This is a genomic window from Mesobacillus jeotgali (genome assembly GCF_900166585.1).
GTDB lineage: Bacteria > Bacillota > Bacilli > Bacillales > Cytobacillaceae > Mesobacillus > Mesobacillus jeotgali_A.
Map to the genome: position 1 here is coordinate 477,823 of NZ_FVZC01000008.1, position 16,873 is coordinate 494,695.

General features: G+C 41.8%; 11 protein-coding genes. 9 read left to right on the top strand and 2 right to left on the bottom strand.

Translation table 11 applies throughout. The features are described 5' to 3' along the window. Positions 1 to 190: 190 nt before the first annotated feature. Both secA and prfB read left to right on the top strand, forming a co-directional pair. Positions 191 to 2,704 (top strand): preprotein translocase subunit SecA, encoded by a 2,514-nt coding sequence (gene secA / locus B5X77_RS07500; RefSeq protein ID WP_079506699.1) that lies wholly within the window; start codon positions 191 to 193, stop codon positions 2,702 to 2,704. 147 nt (positions 2,705 to 2,851) lie between these two features. Beyond that, positions 2,852 to 3,962 (top strand): peptide chain release factor 2 gene (gene prfB / locus B5X77_RS07510; RefSeq protein ID WP_139378319.1). Its coding sequence is split into 2 segments (ribosomal slippage): positions 2,852 to 2,923 and positions 2,925 to 3,962, totalling 1,110 coding nucleotides; the frame shifts between segments, so codons are not numbered across the junction. Between the two features lie 225 nt (positions 3,963 to 4,187). Here prfB and B5X77_RS07515 read toward each other — a convergent pair. Together B5X77_RS07515 and B5X77_RS07520 are read right to left on the bottom strand one after the other, a co-directional pair. Next, positions 4,188 to 5,144: an NERD domain-containing protein gene (locus B5X77_RS07515; RefSeq protein ID WP_176167262.1), complete on the bottom strand. Its 957-nt coding sequence runs from the start codon at positions 5,142 to 5,144 to the stop codon at positions 4,188 to 4,190. A gap of 319 nt (positions 5,145 to 5,463) precedes the next feature. After that, positions 5,464 to 8,040 (bottom strand): CoA-disulfide reductase, encoded by a 2,577-nt coding sequence (locus B5X77_RS07520; protein WP_079506705.1) that lies wholly within the window; start codon positions 8,038 to 8,040, stop codon positions 5,464 to 5,466. Between the two features lie 355 nt (positions 8,041 to 8,395). Between B5X77_RS07520 and B5X77_RS07525 the strand changes: the two genes are divergently transcribed. From B5X77_RS07525 to B5X77_RS07555, 7 genes are all read left to right on the top strand, one after another. Further along, on the top strand, positions 8,396 to 9,280 hold the full coding sequence (locus B5X77_RS07525) for a YitT family protein (protein ID WP_079506707.1): 885 nt from the start codon (positions 8,396 to 8,398) through the stop codon (positions 9,278 to 9,280). A 51-nt stretch (positions 9,281 to 9,331) separates the two neighbouring features. After that, positions 9,332 to 9,649, top strand: a complete 318-nt coding sequence (gene cccB / locus B5X77_RS07530; RefSeq protein ID WP_079506709.1) for a cytochrome c551 — start codon at positions 9,332 to 9,334, stop codon at positions 9,647 to 9,649. A gap of 329 nt (positions 9,650 to 9,978) precedes the next feature. Beyond that, positions 9,979 to 11,031, top strand: a complete 1,053-nt coding sequence (locus tag B5X77_RS07535; protein ID WP_079506711.1) for a DUF6270 domain-containing protein — start codon at positions 9,979 to 9,981, stop codon at positions 11,029 to 11,031. 198 nt (positions 11,032 to 11,229) lie between these two features. Beyond that, the gene (locus B5X77_RS07540) at positions 11,230 to 13,359 is read left to right on the top strand and encodes an LTA synthase family protein (protein ID WP_079506713.1); all 2,130 of its coding nucleotides are present in this window, start codon (positions 11,230 to 11,232) and stop codon (positions 13,357 to 13,359) included. 385 nt (positions 13,360 to 13,744) lie between these two features. Beyond that, a complete protein-coding gene (gene ftsE / locus B5X77_RS07545; protein WP_079506715.1) occupies positions 13,745 to 14,431 on the top strand; it encodes a cell division ATP-binding protein FtsE in 687 nt (228 codons plus the stop codon). Further along, on the top strand, positions 14,421 to 15,314 hold the full coding sequence (gene ftsX, locus B5X77_RS07550) for a permease-like cell division protein FtsX (RefSeq protein WP_079506717.1): 894 nt from the start codon (positions 14,421 to 14,423) through the stop codon (positions 15,312 to 15,314). The genes ftsE and ftsX overlap by 11 nt, the downstream gene beginning before the upstream one ends. A gap of 98 nt (positions 15,315 to 15,412) precedes the next feature. Beyond that, on the top strand, positions 15,413 to 16,738 hold the full coding sequence (locus tag B5X77_RS07555) for a murein hydrolase activator EnvC family protein (RefSeq protein ID WP_079506719.1): 1,326 nt from the start codon (positions 15,413 to 15,415) through the stop codon (positions 16,736 to 16,738). Positions 16,739 to 16,873: the final 135 nt, after the last annotated feature.

Consider the following 16,873-nt stretch of genomic DNA (forward strand, 5'->3'; position numbering starts at 1 on the left):
TCTGCCGGCAGTGGGACTTTTCACCTTTCCCCATTGGTTGTCACCCCCTGTCGTAAGTGGTAATATAGAAAAAGAAATAAATCGAATTTTTCTAAAAGGGATTCGGTGCATTCAGGGCGAATCTTTTTTCTTTGGGGCATTTTTTACAAATCGTATTCAACGAGATTCAATAGATAAAAGGAGCGTCTGTATGGGGATTTTAACGAAAATTTTCGACCAGAATAAACGCGATATCAAAAGATTGACTAAAATGGCGGATCAGATTGATGCGCTTGCAGGCGATATAGAAAAGCTGACTGATGACCAGCTCAGAGAAAAGACAGAGGAGTTCAAGAACCGTTACCAGAATGGCGAGACTGCAGATGATATGCTTGTTGAAGCATTCGCGGTTGTCCGTGAAGGCGCTAAGCGTGTTCTTGGCCTGTATCCTTATAAGGTCCAGCTGATGGGTGGTATTGCCCTGCATGAGGGGAATATTGCTGAGATGAAGACTGGTGAAGGTAAAACCCTTACAGCAACAATGCCAGTTTACCTTAACGCGATCACTGGACGCGGTGTGCACGTTATCACGGTCAACGAATACCTTGCTAGCCGTGACGCCGTCGAGATGGGCAAGCTGTATGAGTTCCTTGGCCTTTCTGTAGGCTTGAACCTGAACAGCATGACGAAGGAAGAAAAGCAGGAAGCGTATCGCGCTGATATTACGTATGGTACGAACAATGAGTTCGGTTTCGACTACCTGCGTGACAACATGGTACTTTACACAGACCAGAAGGTTCAGCGTCAGCTGCACTTCTGTGTTATCGATGAAGTTGACTCCATCTTGATTGATGAAGCACGTACGCCATTGATCATTTCTGGGTCTGCACAAAAATCTGCGGCGCTTTACATCCAGGCGAATGCATTTGTTCGCACATTGAAGCGCGAAGAGGACTACACATATGATGAAAAAACAAAGGGTGTCCAGCTGACGGAAGAAGGGATTACCAAATCCGAGAGAGCTTTTGGCATTGATAACCTTTTTGACATCAAGCATGTGACACTGCTTCACCATATCAATCAGGCAATGAAGGCGCACGCAAGCATGCACAAAGATGTTGATTACGTCGTCCAGGACGGCGAGATTGTCATCGTTGACCAGTTCACAGGCCGTCTGATGAAGGGCCGCCGCTACAGCGAAGGCTTGCACCAGGCGATCGAGGCGAAGGAAGGCCTTGATATCCAGAACGAAAGCATGACGCTTGCGACAATTACTTTCCAGAACTACTTCCGTATGTATGAAAAGCTGTCAGGTATGACGGGTACAGCGAAGACAGAGGAAGAGGAATTCCGCAATATTTATAACATGAACGTTGTTGTCATCCCGACGAACCGTCCGATTGCCCGTGACGACCGTCCGGATTTGATTTATGCATCGATGCAGGGCAAGTTCAAGGCAGTTGCTGATGACATCGCAGAACGCCACCAGGCTGGCCAGCCAGTTCTTGTTGGTACAGTTGCGATTGAAACATCTGAAATCATCTCTGCCTATTTATCGAAAAAAGGCATCAAGCACAATGTCCTGAATGCGAAAAATCATGAACGTGAAGCGGAAATCATTGCTGAAGCCGGTCATCAGGGCTCGGTAACTATTGCTACAAACATGGCGGGCCGTGGTACAGACATCAAGCTTGGCGAGGGCGTAAAAGAGCTTGGCGGTCTTGCTGTTATTGGTACAGAGCGTCACGAGAGCCGTCGTATCGATAATCAGCTTCGCGGACGTTCCGGACGTCAGGGAGACCCAGGTGTGACGCAGTTCTATCTTTCAATGGAAGATGAACTGATGCGCCGCTTTGGTTCAGATAATATGAAAACAATGATGGAGCGTCTTGGTATGGATGACAGCCAGCCAATTCAGAGCAAGATGGTTTCTAGAGCGGTTGAATCCGCGCAAAAACGTGTTGAGGGCAACAACTTTGATGCCCGTAAGCAATTGCTTCAGTACGATGATGTCCTTCGCCAGCAGCGCGAGATCATTTACAAGCAGCGTGATGAGGTTCTTGAGTCTGAAAACCTTCGAAGCATCGTTGAAACTATGATTCGATCTTCATTGGAGCGCAATGTCTCCGCTCATACTCCGGCAGGCGAGGAGATGGAAAAATGGGATCTGAACACAATCATCGACTATGTGAACGGCAACCTGCTGCACGAAGGCGACATCACTGCCGAAGACCTTCGAGGCAAAGAGCAGGATGAAATCATCGAAGCGATCATGGCGAAGGTGAAAGAGCGTTATGATGAAAAAGAAGAAATGCTGACTGACGAGCAAATGCGTGAGTTTGAAAAAGTCATCGTCCTTCGTTCAGTTGACTCAAAGTGGATGGACCACATCGACCAGATGGACCAGCTGCGCCAGGGTATCCACCTGCGTGCTTATGGCCAGATCGATCCGCTTCGCGAATACCAGCATGAAGGCTTTGCAATGTTCGAAAACATGGTTCTTTCCATTGAAGACGATGTGGCGAAGTACATCATGAAGGCTGAAATCCGCAGCAACCTTGAGCGCCAGGAAGTAGCAAAAGGTCATGCGGTGAATCCGAAGGAAGACGAAGGCGGAAAAGTGAAGAAGAAGCCTGTTACTAAGTCTTTGGATGTTGGCCGTAATGACCCATGCATCTGCGGCAGCGGCAAGAAATACAAGAACTGCTGCGGCAAGGCAGAATAAAAGCTGCCGATCCTTCAGTACACTAACGCATCGGCGGTTAAGGCAGAATAAATTTTACAATAAAGAGGGCCCGTTTTTCGGCTCTCTTTTTCCTTGAATCATACAATACGGTATAATAGTAATTAACTTTTTTATGAGGTGAACGATATGGAATTAGCAGATATCAGGAATGAGCTTGAAAAATCAGCTAAGAAATTAGCGGACTTCAGGGGGTCTCTTTGACCTCGAAAATAAAGAAGCGCGGATTGCGGAGCTAGAGGACGGCATGCTAGCGCCGGACTTCTGGGATGACCAGCAGAAGGCACAAGTTGTCATCAACGAGGCAAATGCGCTTAAAGAACAGGTGAATGTCTTTAACGAGCTGAACGAGGCGTATGAAAATCTCGATTTGACTTATGAGCTTGTAAAAGAGGAAAATGACGCCGATCTTCGTGAGGATCTTGAGAAGGAACTTCTTGAGTTTAAAGAGCGAATGAGCGAGTTTGAACTTCAATTGTTATTGAGTGAAGAACATGATAAAAATAATGCGATTCTTGAATTGCATCCAGGCGCTGGCGGAACAGAATCACAGGACTGGGGCTCGATGCTTTTGAGGATGTACACTCGATGGGCAGAAAAGCGCGGCTTCAAGGTTGAGACTCTGGATTACCTGCCAGGAGATGAAGCGGGCATCAAGAGTGTCACGTTGAAGATTAACGGCCATAACGCTTACGGCTATTTGAAGGCGGAAAAAGGCGTACACCGTCTCGTACGTATATCGCCATTTGACTCTTCAGGACGCCGTCATACATCATTCGTCTCCTGCGAAGTTATGCCGGAATTCAACAATGAAATCGAGATTGAAATCAGAACGGAAGACTTGAAAATCGATACGTACCGTGCAAGCGGCGCCGGCGGACAGCACATCAACACGACTGACTCCGCGGTCCGGATTACGCACTTGCCAACTGGAGTCGTTGTATCATCTCAGGCAGAACGTTCCCAGATCAAGAACCGTGAAACGTCGATGAAGATGCTGAAAGCTAAGCTTTATCAGCGCGAAATCGAACAGCAGCAAGCCGAGTTGGATGAGATCCGCGGTGAGCAAAAAGAAATCGGCTGGGGCAGCCAGATCCGCTCCTACGTCTTCCATCCATATTCCATGGTCAAGGATCACCGCACAGGCGCCGAATCCGGCAACGTGCAGGCAGTGATGGATGGTGATATTGATATGTTTATTGATGCTTATTTGAGGTCGAAGTTGAGTTTGAGTGAGTAATTTTCAGTGGTCCCCCGCTGGGTTGAGCGGGGGATTTTTAATTGTGAAGGAAATCTCTCGGCAAAGAGGTATAATCTCTCGGTAAAAGCTTATAATCTCTCGCATATTTTGGCTAATCTCTCAAATTAGAACAAGAATCTCTCGCCAACATATTATATTCTCTCGTTTACCCAAATTTAGGGAAAGTCAAAAATCCCCTGCCAAACAAAAAGGCAGGGGATTTCTTCATTTTGGATAATAAACTCTATTTTTCGTGGTTCCGGAAAAAGGAAGATCCATTTTGAGAAGTATTCTAGAGGCTGTCTTATCCGAGGAAAGTCGTAAGAGCCTTCTAAGCTGCTTGTTTGTAATGGAAGGGTTACCAATCAAAAAGTAATCCATTATTACTTGTACGTGGGCATCTGCTGATCTATATCCGCAACTAGTACAGTGCCAGCTTCCGGAAATTCTCTCCATATATAACTGTCTGCAAGATGGACATGCAACACCCTGAAGAAAATCAGCTGGAGAAAGATTGAATTTACTTAAATGGGATCCCTCAGGTTGGTGACTTTTAATCAACAATTTAGTTAACTTTTTTAGTTCTTTCTCGGAAAATATGTCCTTCTTGTGTTTATTTTTGAACTCTTCCACTTTCATCACTACTGAGCCACCCTTACAAACTCTTTTATAAATTTCTTCATTTTTAGTTGGATTTTGAAGGATGGAGCCTTGATTGCTGTACGTAACGAGGAATTCAATTGGAGGAATAGTGAAGCGGTTAAGTTTGAGCCAATGGACAAACTGGATTAATTGCCTTTTTACTTGTAATACAGGATCATCATAAATTTCAACTTTATCATTATGTTTTCGAATGACTTGGTTAAAGTCGGGGTCGAATTCAATGATGCCTGGCATATTTTTATTTTCGATTAAAAGGAAGAATGCATGTGAGAGTATGAGGAAATCGATTTGGAAGTGATTTTTTCCCAAGGGGATACGTAGATCCTGGAGAATATTGAACTCGGAATCATTTAAAAGGCTTAAGTAGTAGTCCATGTCCTGTTCACCTTTGAAACCAGATTTTCGAATCAAAAGATCCTGCAGAATTTCGCTCCTTTTTGGATGATTAAGAGGAAGGCGCCTCAATAAAGCTTCATCAATAAGGATACGTAAAGGTATTATTCTTTTTTTGACAATCAAAGTGTTATCACTCCTTACTATTTTGGTGCATATATTCGACATTAAGGCACAAAAATCCTGCTTTACGGTGGAGGAGTTACGAATTCAAAGACCTGATAATGGAATCTCTCACTAAATCAGGTTAATCTCTCGACAAGCAGCCAAAATCTCTCATCCTAATTAAACATTCTCTCGGATGGTTATAATAATCTCTCACACAAAAGACAAAATCTCTCGTTTTGCCTTAAAACGGAAAAACCAAAGTGCAAATTACTTTTTTTTGAATAACACCACACGCAATAAAAAGCGGCCTCCCACATAGGAAGGCCGCTCCACAATATTAGATAAACAAATTCAACCCAGAATCTTCAGCATCCCCAAGGTAGGCAGCAACGCCGCCGATCTCCACGCCATCGATCAGCTCTTCTTTGGAAATCCCCATGATATCCATGCTCATGCCGCAGGCTACTAGTTTGACACCGGCGTCCATGGCGTTTTTCATCAATGTTTCGAGACTGTCGACGTTTTTGTTGCCCATGACGGTCTTAATCATCTTGGCACCCATGCCGCCCATATTCATTTTGGAAAGAGGCAGGTCGCCAGCACCTTTTGGCATCATCATGCTAAACATTTTTGCCATCATGTCTTTCTCGGTTGATGGAGCGTCGTTTCGCTTCAGGATGTTCAGTCCCCAGAAGGTGAAGAACAATGTTACCTCTTTACCCATCGCCGCGGCCCCGGATGCGATGATGAAAGTTGCGATAGCCTTGTCAAGGTCGCCGCTGAATACGACCATCGTCGCACCATTTTTAGCCGGAGCTGGCACGCCGGTTGGGATCTCAACAGGAGCTGGCCTCGTATTCAAAGGTACAACAACATTTCCCTTCATGATTTGCGCTTTGAACTTCTTATCCTCAAACTTGTTGCTGATCAGCTTATTGCCTGTCTTTTCACACCATGCCTTAATGTCCTTCGCAAAGCCTGGATCTGTTGCGTGTACTTCCATCACTTCACCATCCTCCATTTCGCCAATCGTCTTATATACCTTCATGATTGGGCCAGGGCAGGACAAGCCGCAAGCATCTAGCGTGGTCTTCACCACCGGCTGGGCAGCTGCCATAGATGGGGCAGTAGGTGCCTGAGTAACAAGAGCCTCCTCCACAGCCAAACCAACACTAGACTGAGCCGTACCAGCAGCCATCTCTTCCATCGCATGCTTCCTCTGTGCCACGCCATTGTCGCTAATTGGTGTACCACAGTTCTCACTCGCAGCTGGCTCATACACACAAGAATAAGTTTTATATCCGCCATCCAAATTGCGAACCTTGAAACCAGCCTGCATCAAAATCCTTGAAGCGAGGTAACCGCGAAGACCGACCTGACAGTAAACGTACACTTCTTTAGTAGGAATTTCACCCAGACGTTCACGCAGATCTCCAAGCGGAATATTCACAGAGCCTTCAATCATACCCATGTCACGCTCGATCAGCTCACGAACGTCGATCAGGTAACCGCCATTAGTCAAAATATCGTTGATTTCATGCCATTGAACTGTTTCCACGAGACCTTCCGCAATATTTTTCGCTGCATAACCGGCCATGTTGACTGGGTCTTTTGCAGAAGAATATGGCGGCGCGTAAGCCAGTTCAAGATCCGGCAGATCAAAAATCGTCATGCCGCCTTTGATGGCAGTTGCCAGAACGTCGATGCGCTTGTCGGCACCATCATAAGATACCGCCTGCGCACCGAAGATTTTTCCTGTCTCCCGGTCAAAGATTAATTTTAGCGCGATAGGGAATGCTCCTGGATAATATCCGGCGTGAGAGCTTGGGTGAACGTGCACCACATCATATGAGATGCCAAGGCGTTTCAGAGTCTTTTCGTTGTTGCCTGTTGCTGCGACGGTCATGTCGAAAACCTTAGCGATAGAAGTGCCAAGTGTGCCCTGGTATTTTGAATCAATGCCGTTGATATGGTCAGCCACGATTCGTCCCTGGCGGTTGGCCGGCCATGCAAGCGGGATGTGCGTAGCCTGGCCGTTAATATAATCTTTGACTTCAATCGCGTCACCGATTGCGTAGATACTTTCATCAGCTGTCTGCAGCCGCTCGTTAACACGAATCGCACCACGAAGGCCGAGTTCAAGTCCCGCTTCTTTTGCCAGTTTATTTTCTGGTGCTACACCTATTGCAAGAATCACAAGGTCCGTCTTAATTTGCTTGCCGCTATTCAGGTTAATGACCTTGCCGCTCTTTTCAAAAGACTTCACACCATCTTCAAACACAAGATTCACGCCTTTTTCCCGAAGGTGCTGATGTAAAATAGAAGCCATCTCAAAGTCAATCGGCGCCATGATCTGATCTGCCATTTCAACTAGTGTCACTTCGACCCCGCGTTCCCAAAGGTTTTCTGCCATTTCCACACCAATAAAACCGCCTCCGATGACTGTAGCCTTTTTCGGTTGTTGCTCATCGACATACGCCTTGATTTTGTCAGTGTCAGGAATATTGCGAAGCGTGAACAATGCTTCCGCTTCATCAATACCAGGGATCGGAGGCTTGAATGGGCTTGCTCCAGGTGATAACACAAGCACATCATAGCTTTCCTCGTATGTTTCGTCAGTTTTAAGGTTCTTGATCTCAACTACTTTGCGCTCGCGATTGATACGTGTCACTTCGGTCAGGTTTCGGATATCCATATTAAACTTCTTTGACATGCCTTCAACTGTCTGCACAAGCAAGGCATCCCGTTCCTGGATCGCACCGCCGATATAATAAGGAAGTCCGCAGTTTGCGAAAGAAATGTATTCACCGCGTTCGATCATTACGATTTCTGTTTGTTCATCCAATCTTCTTATACGGGCAGCTGTTGTCGCGCCGCCGGCAACTCCACCTACGATTACGACTTTTTTAGCCATATATATTACCTTCTTTCTGAAAGATTTAATGTCACATTGCTAATAACTTTGTGTATTAGTGAGCAAGTTGAGCTAAAAAAATAATTTCCTCTTGTTATAGGAAAGACTAATCATTATGACCGCCTCCTTATACGTGAAATATATCACGATTTACATGTAGGGGTAAGGGTATATAGAGAAACTTCAAAAAATGTTCATATTTTCACAAACAAAGGCAGCGCAAGTAAAACTTTCTCTTGCTATTTGAAATGCAGATTTATTTCCTTTATATATCTAGAATCTTTCACCCTTTAACACGGCGCACTACTAGCGTTTACAGAAATTTCGACACGTGCTATACTCACTGACGGCAATAATGGAAAAAGGGGATAGGACTTTGAAAAAACGGCGTAATCATACGATAAATCCTACTTTAGAAAAGCTGATTGAATATGTTTATGTACTGATTGGTTCAGGAATTGTAGCCATTTCGTTTAATGTGTTCCTGCTGCCGAACCGGGTTGCTTCCGGTGGAGTAAGCGGAATCAGTACTATTTTAGATGCGACGCTTGGCTGGGAGCCGGCGTATGTCCAGTGGGCGTTTAATATCCCGCTGTTTATTGCAGGGGTAGTTTTACTTGGACGACAATATGGGTATAAAACTCTTGCAGGAACCATTTTCCTTCCATTTGTGGTTTTTTTAACGAATGATGTGAAGCCATGGACACTGGATCCGCTGCTTGGGTCACTTTTCGGCGGCATTGGGGTTGGCTTGGGTCTTGGAATTGTTTTCAGAGGAAATGCTTCCACTGGAGGTACGGATTTGGCAGCACAAATCATCCATAAGTTCACCGGGCTTTCACTTGGTACCTGCGTGGCGATGATAGATGGGTTGATTGTATTGTCTGCAGCGATTGTATTTGATATTGAACGAGGTCTGTACGCTTTGATTGGGCTTTATGTTACCAGTAAAACCATTGACCTTGTGCAGGTGGGCATTGGGCGTTCAAAGATGGCGATGGTAATCACAAACCGCCAGGATGAAGTACGTGAAGCGATTTTGAATAAAATTGACCGTGGAGTGACAAAACTATCAGCATACGGCGGCTATACGGACCAGGAACGGCCGATTATTATGTGTGTCGTTGACCAGACGGAGTTCACAAAATTGAAACAATTGGTTCAATCCATTGATCCATCTGCCTTTGTGATTGTTATGGATGCTTCAGAGGTTTTGGGCGAGGGTTTTAAAAGGTCGTAGCATTGGTATAAAATAGTCATGTATGCAAAATTTTCTTAGGGGGAGTTAAGTTTGAAGAAGAAATTATTAGCTCTATTAATGGGAACCTCCTTGGCACTGGCAGCTTGCGGCGGTGGCGGCGGCGGTGACGAAGCTGGCGGAGACAAAGCCGGTGCAGATCCAGAAAAGCTTTTCAATCAGAAATGCTCAAGCTGCCATGGCGGCAATCTTGAAGGCGGCGTAGGACCAAAGCTTAGTGACGTAGGATCCCGTCTATCTCAGGATGAAATTGAAAGTGTCATCGCAAACGGCCAAGGCTCAATGCCTCCAAAATTGCTTGAAGGCGACGATGCATCAGCAGTAGCTGAATGGCTGGCTAACAAGAAATAGATTTATGAGAAACGTCCTGAAATGTTAGGGCGTTTTTTTATTTCACTCAGAATTATAAGTTATTTTTACCCCAGAAAGAACTTTGAATAGTCGAATCCTATTTCAGGATAGGAATTTAAATAAAAGGATGACCAACTCGGGGAGCTTATTTCTAAGTCTATGAATGATTCTTTAGGCAATTGTTAAACTAATTTCAACCTAATGTTTATAAAAAGCAGTATCGGGTAAATAATTAAGTCTTTATTTATAGAAAATTTACCCAGAGTTCATTCTTCTAACTCTAACAAACAATTTTATAATCAACTAAAGGTTAGTCAAGGAGTATAGAAATGGATACTAAAAAAAACGTATCAGTATTAGGAAGTTGTGCAACAAGAGATAATTTTAATTCAAAATTTAACGAAAATTATAAAGAATTTTATGAGTGTATACTAACCCAAAATCAAACTTCAATCATAAGTTTAATGTCTGAAAAGATAGGTTTTAGTGAAGAGGACTTAGGGGACTTAGAAGAATATACAAAATGGAATGTTAGAACAGACTTTAATAAAGAATTTTTACTGTTGCTAAAAGAAAAAGCTCCTGATTATCTGATAATGGATTTTTTCGCTGATATCCACTTTGGCTGCATTCAATTAGAAGGGAATAAATTCATTACCAATAATCGGTGGATGGTATGGAAAACCGAATATTATAAAAGGTTAAAGGCTACAGAGGATATATTAACTTTAAATATACAAGACCATACTGAAAAATATATAGAGCTATGGAAATGTTCATTGGATAAGCTTGCGAATTTTTTAAAGGAAGAATTACCTGATTGTAAAGTGATTATCCACAAAGCTAGAAATGTAAGAAAAATCCTGACAGAAGACTGTGCAGAATTTATCGATTTAAGTACTAGTGGAAAAGTTAAAAAGGAAAATGTAGAAGTGCTGAATTCTTTATGGGATCAGTTGGATAACTATGCTATCAATGCTCATAACTGGAATTTTATCGAACTGCCGGAAAGTACTACTTTCGAGGGCCATCCTTGGGGACCATTTTATGTCCATTATACAATGGATTATTATCATCAATTCTTAAACCAGCTTCATGGAATAGTAATTCAGGATATTGTGAATGATTCGGATAATGAATTATTACGTGATATTGTTCATGACTGGGCAAAAAGAAATAATGAAAACTTACTTTTAGATAAAAATATTACCTTAACATTAGAGCGATTAATATTTGAAGAGAAAAGAAAAAATCATAAATTAAAATTAGAAATTGAAAAATTAAAAAAAGAATGTAATTTAAATTACCAATTTAAGAAGACATTTAAGAAAGTCCCTTTTGTTACTAAATTTTATAGAGTAATAAACAAAGGTATTAAATAAAAAGACACTCATACATCTCTAAGGGAGATTTGTATGAGTGTTTTTTGTTGAGAAATTCGATGAACCTAATAATTTAAATTGATTAAAAGGTTTTAAATGTAATTTCTATGTAAATTATATATTAAATTAATGTAAATCGATTTATAATGAACTGAGATAAATTAACTAATATTCATATCTGGAAGGTGGTTTGTTTTTTTGGCTGGGTTGGAGAAAATTTTGAAGCAGAAGCTGTCACTTCCCAAGACATCGGGGGAAGTAGCAACTCGTTTGCTCACCTTCTTATTTATATTTGGAGTCCCATTAATTACCCTTTTGGCTAGTGAGTTAATAGTCAGAGAAGCTTTAGAAATGCCATTTTTGGTTTGGGCTTCTGAGTTCACCAAACGTTTTGCGGTTAATGTCATTTTTTTAATAGCATTGTTTAATGTGTTTTATATTTTACCTCGGAAATTTTATATGTTTGCAAGTATATTGGTTAGCGGACTACTGTTATTTTTTGCATATGCAAATAAATTGAAACTAGAATTGCGAAATTCGCCTGTTACCCCTGGGGACTTTTCATTGTTAAACGAACTAAGAGGTTTAGAACAACCTGTTGAAATTAATATATGGCTATTGTCCTTTTTATTACTTATAGTTATTTCTGTAGTTGTCGCAATATTTTTTTTCTTGCCAAAAGTTAAAGAGAATTGGTTGATGAAAATTAGTATATTCCTTTTATCAATGACTTTTATATTTTCTTTTTGGACTGACTATCCAATTTCACCGATGAAAGAAACACAATTTCAAAATACTTGGTGGAGACAAGAACTTGGTACAATGCGAAATGGGTTATTCGGAAATTTTGTACTATTGGCGAAGAATTCCCAAATTACTCCACCAAAGAATTACTCAAAAGAAAAGATTAAAAACATTGTAAACGAATATAAGCCATCGAAGGTAAATTCAGTTGAAAATCCAAATGTAATCTTTATTATGAGCGAAGCATTTACAGACCCACTTCATTTCGGAAAGGAACATTTTACAGAAGATCCTATTCCGAATTTTCGAAAGCTATATAATGAATCACTGCATGGAATGATGTATTCACCAGAATTTGGCGGGGGTACAGCCAATGTGGAATTCGAAGCTTTAACAGGCTTTAGCAGACAGTTCCTGCCAGATAACAGCGTAGCATATCAATTGTATGTCAAACGACCAACACCCTCGGTAGCTTACTCGTTTAGAGAAGCGGGTTATCACGCTACGGCCATACATTCTTTCTATGGCTGGTATTATCAACGTCAGTCTGTTTATCGCTATCTTGGATTTGACCAATTTATTTCAGGTGAATTTATGAATCTGGATTATAGCCTTGGCTCTGGCCATGGATATCCAAAGGATAAACACATGACTGATTCCATTCTGTCTCAGATTGAGAAAACAAAAGAGAGAGATTTTATCCATGCCGTAACAGTAGAGGCCCATCATCCGTATAAACCAATAGTGGATTCTAAGTTTTTAAAAAAAGGGACTCTACCTGATTCAACAAGGCAATATTTGAACTCATATACGGAGTTTTTGCATAGTGTAGACAGAGAATTAGGCAGATTGGTTGAAGAGTTGCGCAAGAAAGATGAACCTACTATACTTGTATACTTTGGTGATCATTTTCCAACATTCATCTCCAATGCTCAGGTTTACGGACAACAAGGGACAGGTATTGCTAACAATATCCTTTATGATTATGAGGATTATTTGAATACTCATAAACTGCCCTATTTCATCTGGCATTCTAAGAGAAATACACCGAGAGAATTAGATTTATCTCCTAATCAGTTCAGTGCAATTTCCTTAGAACTCGCTGGAGTTAAAGGCAATACAGTTACAGCAATACTAGACAGGATGAGAGCGCAGAATAAGACTGTAATTCCATATAACCTTTTTCAAAAACAAATGGGTTCCCAAACAAATGAAATGAAAGACCTCCGTATGCTTCAGTATGATTTGTTACATGGTAAGCGATATAGCAAGAATGTAAATGCAGAACTGGATTTAAAGCCAAGTAAAGAGTATTTTCTTGGGCAATATAAAAACCTGAAGATGATTAGTATAAGTAACTCTTCGGATAGTTATCGTATTTTGGTTGAAGGTGTACCAAGATACTCGAGATTAATAGATAGTAAAAATGAAGAGATCGAATCAGAATGGGTAGGGACAAAAAATGGAGTATCTGATTTTATAATAAATAACAAAGATATTCACCCAAATGAGGAATACAGATTTGCTATTTTTGACTCAATGGGAAATGTATTGAAAGCCACCGAACCCTTTAAAATTGAGTGAAAATGAGTGAGAAAGATGTGAATCCAATCAATCCTGAATCCTAGGATTTATTGGGTTCTTTTTTATGCAGCTTCACAATTTGTACATACAAGTTTGATAAATTTCCGTAACACGAATGTAATGTTACAGAAAATTCGACTAAAATTAAAAGGTTATTAAACTAACATTTTACTTGGTAAATAGCTAAGTTCGCAATTGAAATACTAAGGAAAAAGGTAGATATATTATCCTCCACAGGAATAAAATGGGACTTTATATTCAATTTGAAAAGAAACTGTAATAATTAAAGGGGTTTTTTTGGTAGAGTGAGATGCTATAATAGGTTTGTTACAAATTGTCGAAGATTAGCCGAGTGATAAGACTAACTATCTAAGGTGATACCGAAATGATTGATATGCAGGATGTTTATAAAACATATTCCAACGGCATAGTCGCCGCAAATGGAATTAATGTTCATATAGATGCAGGTGAATTTTTATACGTGGTAGGGCCCAGCGGTGCTGGAAAATCTACTTTTATAAAAATGATGTACCGGGAAGTTAAGCCTTCTAAAGGTTCCATCATTATAAATGGTGTCAATCTAGCAAAGCTTAAGGACAGCAAGGTACCATTGCTCCGCAGGAATATCGGCGTCGTGTTCCAGGACTTCAAATTGCTGAACACTCTCACAGTCTATGAAAATGTGGCGTTTGCAATGGAAGTTATCGAGGAATCGCCGCAATATATCAAAAAGCGGGTAATGGAAACTCTTGAGCTTGTTGGACTTAAACATAAGGCCAGGGCGCTTCCTACTGAGCTTTCAGGCGGGGAACAGCAGCGTGTTGCCATCGCTCGTTCAATAGTGAACGCACCAAAGGTAGTCATTGCCGATGAGCCTACAGGAAACCTTGATCCCGATACTTCTTGGGAAATTATGAACATTTTTGAGGAAATTAACTTAAGGGGAACCACGATTGTCATGGCTACCCACAATAAAGAAATCGTCAATACAATTACACATCGCGTTATCGCGATTGAAAACGGCAGGATTGCCCGTGACGAAATGAAAGGTGATTACGGATATGAAAGCTAGAACATTCCGCCGCCACGTCCGCGAAAGCTTCAAGAGCTTAGGCCGAAACGGCTGGATGACGTTTGCATCCGTGAGTGCCGTAACGGTTACCTTGCTTTTGGTCGGTATCTTTTTCGTCATTATGATGAATTTAAATAAAGTCGCAACCACAATCGAGGAAGATGTAGAAATCCGAGTCCATGTGGATGTAGCAGCGAATGACAAAGATAAAAAGGTATTGGAACAGCGTATCAACCAGATCTCTGGTATCAAAAATGTTACCTATTCTCCTAAGGAAAAAGAACTTGAAAGCTTAATCGATAGTTTGGGAGAAGAAGGGGAAGCCTTTCAGCTGTTTGAACAAGACAACCCTTTGAACGATGTCTTCGTCGTAAAGACGAAAAATCCTACTGACACAATGAAAGTTGCCAAGCAGATTGAAAAATTTGAATATGTCGCTACTGTAAAGTATGGGCAAGGCAAGGTTGAAAAGTTATTCAGTTTTATCAAAATCAGCCGTAATGTCGGGCTTGTCCTGATTGTCGGACTTCTTTTTACAGCTATGTTCCTGATCTCGAATACGATTAAGATCACGATCATGGCGCGAAAACGAGAGATTGAAATCATGAGGCTAGTGGGTGCAACGAACGGATTCATCAGATGGCCATTCTTCCTTGAAGGACTCTGGCTCGGAATCCTCGGGGCAGTAGTGCCGATTGGGGTCGTGTCGGCAGCCTATTTCTACGCTTATGACTTCCTGAATGAGAAGCTAAAAGACCACTTTATAAGATTACTTGAATTCAACCCGTTTGTTTACCAGTTATCAGCCATCCTGATCATAATGGGAGCTGCCATTGGAATCTGGGGTAGTCTCATGTCCGTCCGCAAGTTCTTGAAAGTGTAAGGAAGATTAAATTCTTCCTAAACACTACATAACCAATAGACGATAGATAGAAAGACAAAGTTACGAAACTATCATGAGTAAGAGAGGGGAAAGATCTAGTGAAAAAGCAGATACTCTCACTAGCAGTAGTCAGTACTTTAAGCCTGGGTTCATTATTAAGCCCATTATCGGTAAATGAAGCATCAGCCACAAGCATTTCGGAGATGCAAAGAGAAAAGAATGAACTGCAAAATAAGCGTTCAGGCATCAGCTCTGAGATTAACCAGAAGAAATCTAAAATCGGTGAGCTGCAAACTGAGCAGCAGGATCTGAATGCTCAAATCAAAAAACTTGATTTAGCTGTTGAAGATGCAGGAAAGAAAATTGAAATGAAAAATGCGCAGATCGCACAAACTACTGCTGAAATTGAAAAATTAAAAGTAGAAATCGCAGAATTGATCAAGCGCATCGAAAAGCGTAATGAATTATTGAAGGATAAGGCACGTTCTTTCCAGGAAAATGGCGGGACGGTCAACTATATGGATGTTCTTCTTGGAGCGCAAAGCTTCAGCGATTTCGTTGACCGCGTAAATGCGGTAACAACAATCGTCCAGGCTGATAAGGATATTCTTGAACAGCATAGAATGGATAAAGAAGAGCTTGAGAAGAAGCAAAATGAAGTAGAAACCAAGCTTAATAGTCTTCAAGAAATGAAAAAAGAACTTGAGGGTTTACAGGCACAGCTTAATAGCCAGATTAAAGAAAAGAATAAGCTTATGAGTTCACTTAAACATGAAGAAGAACAGATGCATGCGGAAGCTGTTTCACTGGAGGAAGAAGGAGAAATCCTTGCAGCACAGGAAGCTGCACTGCAACAGGCAATTGCACTTGAGCAGAAGCGCCAGGCACAAATTGCAGCCGAAAAAGCCAGACAAGCTGAACTTGCAAGACAAAGAGCAGCAGCGGCGGCTAAGGCTAAAAGCAGTGGCGGAAGCAGTTCAGCCTCAGCACCAGCTTCAGAACCAGTTGTATCAGCACCACCTTCTTCAGGTGGAATGATTATTAGGCCTGCAAGCGGACGCATCTCTTCCGGCCTTGGACAGCGCTGGGGAACATTCCATGCTGGAATCGATATTGCTAACAGTGGCGGAAATGTTCCGATTTATGCAGCAGCAGACGGAGTCGTCATCCGTTCTTACTACTCTTCTAGCTACGGAAATGCAATTTTTGTTGCTCACTCAATCAACGGGCAAACTTGGACAACGGTTTACGCACATATGAGTGCCCGAATGGTTGGCAGTGGTGCAGTCGTTTCCAGAGGCCAGAGAATCGGCACAATGGGTAACACTGGACAATCTTATGGCCAGCACTTGCACTTCGAGCTTCACAAAGGTTCTTGGAATGCATCAAAATCAAATGCTGTAAATCCAGCTGCATACTGGTAAGAAACATCGGGAAGAGACGACATGTCTCTTCCTTTTTTATTTTCCCGGTTTAAAGCCTCAAAAACTTGTAAAATAAAACCAGCATGAATCTCCTCCAAAATTAATTCTTCATACCCTGTCCCAGTTCGTCATATA

Bases quoted from the DNA above. Each gene is read 5' to 3' on its own strand.
- secA (WP_079506699.1), top strand. From the start codon at position 191: ATGGGGATTTTAACGAAAATTTTCGACCAGAATAAACGCGATATCAAA.
- B5X77_RS07520 (WP_079506705.1), bottom strand. From the start codon at position 8,040: ATGGCTAAAAAAGTCGTAATCGTAGGTGGAGTTGCCGGCGGCGCGACA.
- B5X77_RS07525 (WP_079506707.1), top strand. From the start codon at position 8,396: ATGGAAAAAGGGGATAGGACTTTGAAAAAACGGCGTAATCATACGATA.
- B5X77_RS07535 (WP_079506711.1), top strand. From the start codon at position 9,979: ATGGATACTAAAAAAAACGTATCAGTATTAGGAAGTTGTGCAACAAGA.
- ftsE (WP_079506715.1), top strand. From the start codon at position 13,745: ATGATTGATATGCAGGATGTTTATAAAACATATTCCAACGGCATAGTC.
- ftsX (WP_079506717.1), top strand. From the start codon at position 14,421: ATGAAAGCTAGAACATTCCGCCGCCACGTCCGCGAAAGCTTCAAGAGC.